We start from the raw sequence: 8,919 nt of genomic DNA on the forward strand, positions 1-8,919 counted from the left end.
AAATTTATATTTACTATTTTATTATCATTGTTTTCTTTCTTGCGTCTGCTTTCCGCAGGGCAAAGTCGTAAGCCTCTTTATAATACTTGATAAAAGCACTCCAAAGCGCTTTCTTTGACAATCGGTCTGCATTAGAACGAGCCTGTTTGAGACTCGCTTCATCGCCGGCGGCATAGGTTATCACCGCATCTTTAATTGCGTCGGCCACTTCCGAGTAATTATAATCTGTCCGATGAACCACTGCCACACCGTCGTCAATCGTACTCTTTCCGCCTTTCACTTCATTAACCCAAAGACCGAACCCGGATAAGTCGGTCGTGACACACGGCACTTTGAAAGCAATCGATTCTAACGGAGTATATCCCCAAGGTTCGTAATACGAGGGATAAATACACAAGTCGTTGCCCAGCACGACATCATAATAAGGTAGATCGATAATACCGTCATTGCCCGTGAGATAACACGGAACAAAAATCACTTTCACGCGATCTTCCTGCGCATTATGCATACCGAAGTATTTCAAAGCTCCCATGACCTTGTCATTATTCATATCGCGAAGCCAATGTGTGAGCATCGGATCGGGCAATGGTGTATTGAATTTCTTGCCCGACAGCAGTCTTTCTTTCAGATCTTGGCGAGCTTCTCCCACCCAGCCCGGAACTTCAATGAAAGCCAACACGTGCCGATTCAGTCGCTTATCTGAACGTAACCGATTCATCGCTTCGATGAAAACGTCGAGACCTTTATTGCGATATTCATAACGCCCACTGGTCGACACGATCAGCGTATCATCCTGCAAATCGGTTCCCATGAGTGCATTAGCCACACGAAACAGTTGTGCCGAGCTGCCTTTCGCTTGCACGTAAACACAGATGCCTTTGGAATGAAATCGTTTTCAAAACCATTCGGCAAAACAAAATCAACAGGTTTGTCAAGCAACTCGCGGCATTCTGTAGCCGTAATATCACTCACCGTGGTAAAGCAATCTACATGGTGAGCCGTTTGTTTCTCAATCGAGTGTTTGCTTTGCATATTGAGTTCGGCAGCCATTTGGTCGCCGTTATAAGCTGAAAGATACTCATAAAGCGGCTTATTGTTTCCGGCGATACTCCGCCCGATGCTGGTTGCATGGGTTGTAAATATTGTTGCGATCTGCGGTAACTTACGATTGATATAAAGCAGGCCTAATCCTGTCATCCATTCATTACCGTGATAGACCACTTGTTGACGCAAATTAAGGTAATGAACATAAAAACTCTCTACCACTCGAGCTGCTGCATAAGAGAACATGGAGGCTTCATCATAATCGCCATAAGCGTGAAGACTATCTACGCCATACCATTCCCACACCTGTGTATAAATCTCGTCTTTGTGCGAATAGAAGCTATTAAAATCTACCAGGATTGCTATCGGCCGGCGGGAATCTCCCATCGGCCCACCTTAACATGCAATTCCTCTTGGTTGGCAACCTCTCGCCACTCGGCAAACAGTGTCTGGTCTTCCGTGAAATAAGGGCAATGTTGCTCTCCCCAACAGTCAGGACCAATGAAGATCAGCCTGCCTTCCAGCATTTGTTGCAATGTTCTTGCTCGCGTGGATAATACGGTGTAAATGCCGCCCACCTTATTGCATACTTCCCAACTCGACTCAAAAATATAGTCGGGAAATAGTTTATCCTTCCTCATACAATACTTATAAAACGGGGCAAAGATAATATAAAAATCACAAATCCACAACTTTAAACGCTATAAAAACCTAATTCGAATTGATTTCTTATCAAGAAACACTATCTTTGCAGCAAACAGTGTGAGAACGAGTTGTTTCACTCGTGTTATCTATAAACAAATCAATGAGTTATGAAAGTCATCAAATCGCTCTTCGTTTTACTGTTAGTGGCATTGCCATTAACGGTCTTTGGGCAGGCAAAAAGACCTTTTTCAGGAACCATCTATAATCAAACCTATCAGGTGTATATCAAAATGAACTTTTATGAGAACAATATAGAGGTGCCCGAACAGGAGATTTTCGGTTCGCTCCCAGGCTATTTCGGCGCTAAAAGAGACACGCGCAAATGGCTTATCACAGAGGCTTCGCTCACCGACCAACGCACGGCTCGCCTCTCAATCATCAATGATTATGGCAGCGAAGATCTCACTGCTACGCTCACCAGTAATTCAGATGGAACATATACGCTCACACAACAGGAGGGGAGTGCGATCAAAATCGTTGTCGATCGCAAGTGGGTGAAACTTCCCAAACGGCTTGTTTTCACGATGAATCAAAGTGATAAATAATACAGGCAGACTGTTTTTATCAGTCGATTTTTATTGGAATCAAATATTCTTCGTAATTTTGTGGGCGAAGAAATCATGGAGATGAAAAAGATTATTTTATTTGCTTTATTCGCGTTTGTGCAGACTGCGTGTCACGAGTCACTCGAAGACAGGGCCGCACGCGAGGCCAAAGAGTATACCAAGAAATATTGTCCCACTCCCGTTAATAACTTTACGCGCACTGACAGTGTAGTGTTCGACAAAGCCACTCGCACCTATCATTATTATTGTACACTGATGGGAAGAGTGGATGATGCCGAAATCATCAACAAGAATAAAAGTAAGATAAATGAGGGTTTGAGGCAGTCTATCGTGGAATCTACCAGTATCAAGGCTTATAAAGAAGCCGGATTCAACTTTACTTACACTTGTCGCTCGCAGAAGAATCCGCAACTCGTGCTGTTTGAAAGCACTTATACGAAAAAGGATTACGGCGAATAAAAAAACAACGGGCATCTCCTTCTTTTATCTAAAAGACAGAGATGCCCGTAAAAATGACTATTCAGCCGGTTTCATATTGGTGTAAACACTCTGCACGTCTTCGTCGTCTTCGAGCAAATCCACCATTTTGTCGATCGACTCTCGCTGTTCGGCGGTGACGTCTTTCAAATCGTTCGGAATGCGCGTAAACTCTGCTCCCGTGACTTCAAAGCCATGACCTTCCAAGTATTTTTGAATTTCACCGAAGCTGGTAGGCTCTCCGTAGATCGTGATTTCACCCGCCTCTTCGTCTTCGTCATACTCATCGTCTACGCCGAGATCAATCAATTCGAGAATCAGATCATCCATATCCAATCCCTCTTTCTTCTTAAATGTGAACACACATTTATGATCAAAGAGGAACGAAAGACTGCCTTGCGTCCCTAAATTACCACTAAACTTATTAAAGACGGCGCGTACATTGGCCACAGTACGTGTCGTGTTGTCTGTTGCTGCATCCACAAAGATGGCTATTCCATGTGGTCCGTAGCCCTCATAAGTCACTTCTTTGAAGTCTTTTTGATCTTTTCCAAGGGCGTTCTTGATAGCACGCTCCACATTGGCATTAGGCATATTCTCGCGTTTAGCCGTTTGAATCACGGCGCGCAGATGCGGATTATTTTCCGGGTCGGGACCACCGGCCTTGACAGCGATGGCAATTTGCTTGCCGATTTTCGTAAATGTGCGGGCCATGTGACCCCATCTTTTCAGCTTTGTAGCCTTTCGATATTCAAATGCTCTTCCCATTTGGACTTCTGTTTTAGCGGAGCTCTGCTCCGAGTTTGCTTTTAATATTTGTGATTAATTGATTCATGATTGCATCGATCTGCCTGTCGTTGAGCGTCTTTTGCTCGTCTTGCAGAATGAAATTCACGGCATAACTCTTTTTGCCGGCTGGCAAATTCTTACCTTCATAGACATCAAACAGTTCGACTTTCTTCAAGAGTTTCTTCTCCGTTTGATAAGCCACCTGTTCGATTTGCCCGAACTCCACATGACTATCGAGAAGCAAAGCGAGGTCGCGACTCACCGAAGGATACTTTGAAATCTCACTGAATGTCACCTGAGTCTTCTTCACAGCTTTCATCACTGTGGTCCAATGAATATCTGCATAATATACATTCGCAGTCAAATCGAAGTCTTTCAACAGTCGTCCTGATACTAATCCCAATTCGGCCAACACTTTCCCGCCTCGGTTTTTCAATGTCAAACCGTTTGAGAAAATGTCATTATCGCTCTCTTCTGTCGTCAATGCCTTTGCCGAAACGCCTAAGCGAGCAAAGACATTCTGCACATAAGCTTTCAGTTCATAGAAAGACGAATCTTCGTCAGGATGAATCCAGCTCCCACTAACATGCTTTCCCGTTACGAATAACGCCAAATGAGTTTCTTGGCAATATCCTTTTGCAGGGTCATTGACGGTATATCGCGAAGCGTCGAAATGATAACAGTTTCCGAACTCGAAGAAACGGAGATTTGCTGCTTTGTGATTGACGTTGCGACGAATGCTTTCTAATCCGCCGAACAGCAGTGTCTGCCGCATCACGCCGAGGTCGGCACTCAGCGGATTCATCACTTTCACAGTGGTCTCTTCGGTGTATTTGTTCAGTCCTTGATAGTAAGCGATCTTCGAGAGAGAGTTGTTCAGAATCTCGTTAAATCCGCAACCCACCAACTGTTCACCGATCATATTTTCCCGTTTGTGCGCTTGATCTTCTTCTCCCAACACCGTGAGCGAACTCTTCAATTGCATGGGAATTTCCACATGATTATATCCGTAGATCCTCAGAATATCCTCCACGACATCGCAGGGACGCTGAACATCCACACGATAAGCGGGCACAGTGAGTTCCAAACCGCTCTCGTCTTCCCGGTCGATACGCATTTCCAAGCTCTTGACAATGCTTTTGATGGTGGCTTGACCAATCTCTTTGCCGATCAAATTGTGCACATAATCATATTTCAGCGTAACCTTTGCGTCGGCAATCGGCGTCGGATAAACGTCTTTAATCTCCATACTCACCTTGCCGCCGGCCAACTCTCGGCATAGGATAGCTGCCTGTTTTAAGGCATAAATCTGTCCGTTGGGATCGATACCGCGTTCAAAACGATAACTCGAATCAGTGCTTAACCCATGCCGACGAGCACTTTTGCGAATCCAGGTGGGATGAAAATAAGCACTTTCCAGTACCACGTTGCGCGTCGTCTCATATGTGCCGCTGCCCTTGCCACCGAATATTCCGGCAATACACATCGGCTCTTCGGCATTGCAGATACTCAAATCGTGAGGCCCAAGCACGTGTTCTTCGCCGTCAAGCGTAACAAATTTAGTGCCTTCCGGTTGCGTGCGCACCACGATTTTGTGACCTTTCACCATGTCGGCATCAAAGCAATGCATCGGTTGTCCGTAGGCCATCATCACATAGTTGGTGATATCCACGATGTTATTGATAGGCCGCAGACCGATCACGCGCAACTTATTTTGCAACCAGTCTGGACTCTCTTTCACCTCGCAATCCGTAATGCTGAGACAGGCATAACGTCGACACGCCTCCATGTTCTCAATTTCTACGTCGATAGGCTGGTCATGATTGTCCACTCGGAATGTATCGCAATCGGGACGATGGAGCGAGGTCTTATAACCGTTTTGCACCAACCAAGCATACAAGTCGCGGGCAACACCGTAATGGCTCAAGGCATCGGCGCGATTAGCCGTGATGTCTATTTCGATCAACCAGTCGCTTTCCAAATGATAATATTCTGCTGCCGGCATACCCACTACGGCCGAATCGGGCAACACAATAATGCCGTCATGCGATGTGCCGACACCGATTTCGTCTTCGGCACAAATCATTCCGTAAGACTCCACGCCGCGCAACTTCGACTTCTTGATCACAAATTCCTTGTCGCCGTCATACAGCACACAGCCCAAATCGGCCACGATCACTTTCTGCCCCGCAGCCACATTCGGTGCTCCGCACACGATTTGCGACGGTGTCTCGCGCCCCAAGTCCACGCTCGTCACGTGAAGATGATCAGAATCCGGATGTTTTTCACACGTGAGCACCTGTCCCACGTAGAGTCCTTTCAACCCACCTTTGATACTTTGCACCTCTTCCAAGGCGTCCACTTCCAATCCTTCGGACGTCAGTGCGGCACAAACATCTTTGGGAGTAAGGTCAAAATCGACGTATTCTTTCAGCCATTTATACGATATATTCATTCCGATTAATGTTTATTTCTACCTTAAATTCGGCGCAAAATTAATAAAAAATCATTAGTCGGCAAAATGTTTTGAATGAGGAATCATAAATCGTGCATGTCGCACAAGAAAAAGCCCACATTCCCATCCCAATAAAACCTACTGCACCTACCTCAACACAACAAAAAAGGTGAAAAGACGCGCCAGCTAATCTTTTCACCCTTTCACTCTTTCACCTTTTCACTTTTAAATCACTTTTTCACCTTTCTAAGGTTTAGGTTTCGCGGGCTTTTTCTTCTCTTCTCCTTTCCATTCCTCCCACTCGATCTCCACGTCCGACAGGCCGCGGATGGCGCGTTTGCCGGCAGCGCTACCTGCACCGTTCTTGCTGAAACGCGTTTCGGGAATAAAGCGCACTCGAACGCCTGTAATCATGTTGGCCGTCACCTCTTTCTCGGTAGCCGCACCGCCTTTGGCCGCCACGGCAGTGAAATAGAATGTGCCGATGCCGTCGAGCTTTACCGAACGGCCTTGCGCCATGTAGTCGGCCATCACGTGAGCCAACGCCGTGAGCACCGCCATCACGTCGGCAGGACTAATGGTCGATTCGTCGGCCAGCCGCCTTGCAATCTGAGCCGTCGATACGGGGCCGCCCACCAACACTGATTTGGGATACCACCGGTTGTTGATCTTCATCAGAATCTTTTTCCAAAATGCCATATTTTTACATGTTTTGTGCCTATGGACGAAATCGAAACGAGGACAGCGGCTTGTCCGAAGTAGGACTTCACATCATCTGTCCTAGGACTACATCTCATCTGTCCTAGGACTAGATGCCGTCTGTCCTAGGACTAGACGTCGTGCGTCCTAGGGCCACATCTTGGCCCTCTTCACAGAGCCTCCCATCCTCGTCCCTTTTTCGTTCATAAGCGGATTAATAAATATATGAATTTAAATAGCTTTTCTGTTGATATCTATAAATGGAAGTGTCAGTCTTATTGCTCTAATCCTAATGGACAACCCATCCAAATATTTCCTTTGTCAGGAACTACCGTTCCCCAGCCACCACGACCATAAAGCCTCATGGTTGTCTTATTAAACCTAAACGCATAAGCATCTGAAAAACTACCGAAATGGGTTATACTCCATGGAGTATTTGACCAATAATAACCTTCTATTCCTCTGTCTGCCAGTTTACCTTTGGTATATTGCCCCATAGTCGGCAGGAAGAAGTAATCACCCGAATTGGCAGGCTCTCCTGTGGCAGAAATCGAAACCGTAAGAGCCTGAGCGTGTTCTATACCTCCATAAAAATCTCCATAAGGTCCTACTGCATCTATTTCTGCAAGTGTTTTGCTGTTTTCTGTCGCAATGATGTTGATTTTCTTAAGCCACAGACCACCGGTGTAGAGATGCCCGGCGGCTGTCCAACATCTGTCTTCCCAATGCGGTTCTCCTTTCTGCATATACCACGCCAATCGGTTCGCTGGAAAGCAGTCCTTGCATGAATAATTTGCATTGGCCCCAAACATATCTAATTGGAAAAAGCGCGGGTCTCCACTTTTCGGATAGTTGTCATTGCTTTCGCCATTGAGTTGGGGCTGCACGCTCTCATAGCCTTTCCAATAATGCTGCCCCACGGCGGCATCAAACATATAGTATTCCATTGCACTGTAATCTTTCGGATTGATGTTGGCCGTGATGGGATAGACGGTGTTGGCATCGTAAGCGGCCGAAGCGACGGTCTTGGTGAAGATTCCTTTTTGCCCCGTTACATTGTCATAGAGCGTATATTCTACGGTGAGGGCATGGGTACCCGGGGCGATAACGGCGTAGATGGCGTTGGTGCTCTGACTGGTGGCGGCATTGTTCAGAGGGAAGCCGTTGGGGTGAGAACTGCCGCTGGTGGTAATGGTAATCGTGTTGGATGAGCCACTGCCAGTCAAGCCTGTATTAGTTAGCGTGTAGGTGCCGGCTATGTTGTTGTCTGCCGTGATCTTGATTTGCGAAATATAGGTGCTGACGAGCTTATTCGGCGTGCGGGGCAACAGGCAGAGGTAAGCGGCCTTGTGGTCGAGGTCAAATTTGTAGCTGTTGTCCGACTGCTTGTGGGCTGTTGCCGTGCCACAGTCGCCGGCCTCGCGAGATGCTTGGTTGAATTGGGTTCCGTCTGCGTCTGATTCGTTGCGATCGTCACTTGGTTATAGGCCGACGCATTCTGACCGGGGTAATACACGTCGACGGTCGACGTGTTGTAAGCCTTCGACATGCGGAAGTTGGCCGTGGCCGATTTGCTCGTGATCTGGGCTGTGCCCGTGGCTCCGTCAGCCGTCCAAATCTTGTCGCTCGGCTCCCAGAAATAGTCTACGGTTGTGCCGCCCGGCAATGTTACGTCGAGCGATGTGCGGGTTTTGACGGCGCTGCCGCCGACGAAGGTCATGCCTGCAGCTGGTGCTTCAGGATTGGCTTCCGGCTTTGTTGTTTCTTCGTTCGCGCAAGCCGCCGTGAAGATTGCGAGTGTGGCCGCGGCGAATATGGATGTGATGTTTGTCTTCATGTTGTTTACTTAATTATTCGTTCCACAATTGATAATTTCTCTCTTCTGCGGGGTTGAGGTCGTCCTCATCTTCTTCCTCAAACCATCCTTGTTTGGCGTCGCCTCCGCCGCCACCCACGTGGCCTTGGTTGTGACCTCCATTGAAATGAGAACCGGTCGACAGCAATGACTCTGCATCGACTGGATTGATTGTTACTGCGGGCTTCGTATAAGCCCATCTCTCTAATTGTTTTTGTTTCATAATCGCTATGTTTTGAGTGAATAATTCGTGAAGTTTCCCCCCTTGTCGAGTTGGCAAAAGGGCATAAAAAAGGGAACAAAGGGAACTCCAAGAAGCCCTTTGTTTA

8 protein-coding genes and 1 pseudogene are annotated in these 8,919 nt (G+C 47.0%); 2 read left to right on the forward strand and 7 right to left on the reverse strand.

The genetic code is table 11. The annotated features are described in order from the left end of the window. Window positions 1–13 precede the first annotated feature (13 nt). Window positions 14–1,685, reverse strand: a pseudogene (locus JCM12259_RS14645) (glycogen/starch synthase). A 171-nt stretch (window positions 1,686–1,856) separates the two neighbouring features. Between JCM12259_RS14645 and JCM12259_RS08635 the strand changes: the two are divergent. Both JCM12259_RS08635 and JCM12259_RS08640 read left to right on the forward strand, forming a co-directional pair. Continuing rightward, window positions 1,857–2,294, forward strand: a complete 438-nt coding sequence (locus tag JCM12259_RS08635) for a hypothetical protein (protein ID WP_025066158.1) — start codon at window positions 1,857–1,859, stop codon at window positions 2,292–2,294. Window positions 2,295–2,375: 81 nt separating this feature from the next. Continuing rightward, a complete protein-coding gene (locus tag JCM12259_RS08640) occupies window positions 2,376–2,774 on the forward strand; it encodes a DUF8479 domain-containing protein (protein WP_025066159.1) in 399 nt (132 codons plus the stop codon). Between the two features lie 57 nt (window positions 2,775–2,831). On the opposite strand, the gene JCM12259_RS08645 is transcribed toward JCM12259_RS08640, so the two are convergent. From JCM12259_RS08645 to JCM12259_RS08665, 6 genes are all read right to left on the reverse strand, one after another. Then, the gene (locus JCM12259_RS08645) at window positions 2,832–3,560 is read right to left on the reverse strand and encodes a YebC/PmpR family DNA-binding transcriptional regulator (protein ID WP_025066160.1); all 729 of its coding nucleotides are present in this window, start codon (window positions 3,558–3,560) and stop codon (window positions 2,832–2,834) included. Between the two features lie 13 nt (window positions 3,561–3,573). Then, window positions 3,574–6,036, reverse strand: coding sequence for a phenylalanine--tRNA ligase subunit beta (gene pheT, locus JCM12259_RS08650; RefSeq protein ID WP_025066161.1), 2,463 nt, complete (start codon window positions 6,034–6,036; stop codon window positions 3,574–3,576). Window positions 6,037–6,282: 246 nt separating this feature from the next. Further along, window positions 6,283–6,735: an HU family DNA-binding protein gene (locus JCM12259_RS08655; RefSeq protein ID WP_025066033.1), complete on the reverse strand. Its 453-nt coding sequence runs from the start codon at window positions 6,733–6,735 to the stop codon at window positions 6,283–6,285. A gap of 275 nt (window positions 6,736–7,010) precedes the next feature. Continuing rightward, a complete protein-coding gene (locus JCM12259_RS14650) occupies window positions 7,011–8,063 on the reverse strand; it encodes a hypothetical protein (protein ID WP_051559276.1) in 1,053 nt (350 codons plus the stop codon). Then, complete coding sequence (locus JCM12259_RS15855; RefSeq protein WP_051559279.1) at window positions 7,991–8,572, reverse strand: hypothetical protein; 582 nt, start codon at window positions 8,570–8,572, stop codon at window positions 7,991–7,993. Before JCM12259_RS15855 ends, JCM12259_RS14650 begins: the two co-directional genes overlap by 73 nt. Before the next feature lie 13 nt (window positions 8,573–8,585). After that, a complete protein-coding gene (locus tag JCM12259_RS08665; RefSeq protein WP_025066162.1) occupies window positions 8,586–8,813 on the reverse strand; it encodes a hypothetical protein in 228 nt (75 codons plus the stop codon). Window positions 8,814–8,919: the final 106 nt, after the last annotated feature.

The sequence above is a fragment of the Hoylesella enoeca JCM 12259 genome (genome assembly GCF_000613405.1).
GTDB classification, from domain to species: Bacteria; Bacteroidota; Bacteroidia; order Bacteroidales; family Bacteroidaceae; genus Prevotella; species Prevotella enoeca.

Bases quoted from the DNA above. Each gene is read 5' to 3' on its own strand.
- pheT (WP_025066161.1), bottom strand. From the start codon at position 6,036: ATGAATATATCGTATAAATGGCTGAAAGAATACGTCGATTTTGACCTT.
- JCM12259_RS08655 (WP_025066033.1), bottom strand. From the start codon at position 6,735: ATGGCATTTTGGAAAAAGATTCTGATGAAGATCAACAACCGGTGGTAT.
- JCM12259_RS15855 (WP_051559279.1), bottom strand. From the start codon at position 8,572: ATGAAGACAAACATCACATCCATATTCGCCGCGGCCACACTCGCAATC.
- JCM12259_RS08665 (WP_025066162.1), bottom strand. From the start codon at position 8,813: ATGAAACAAAAACAATTAGAGAGATGGGCTTATACGAAGCCCGCAGTA.
- JCM12259_RS08645 (WP_025066160.1), bottom strand. From the start codon at position 3,560: ATGGGAAGAGCATTTGAATATCGAAAGGCTACAAAGCTGAAAAGATGG.
- JCM12259_RS08635 (WP_025066158.1), top strand. From the start codon at position 1,857: ATGAAAGTCATCAAATCGCTCTTCGTTTTACTGTTAGTGGCATTGCCA.
- JCM12259_RS08640 (WP_025066159.1), top strand. From the start codon at position 2,376: ATGAAAAAGATTATTTTATTTGCTTTATTCGCGTTTGTGCAGACTGCG.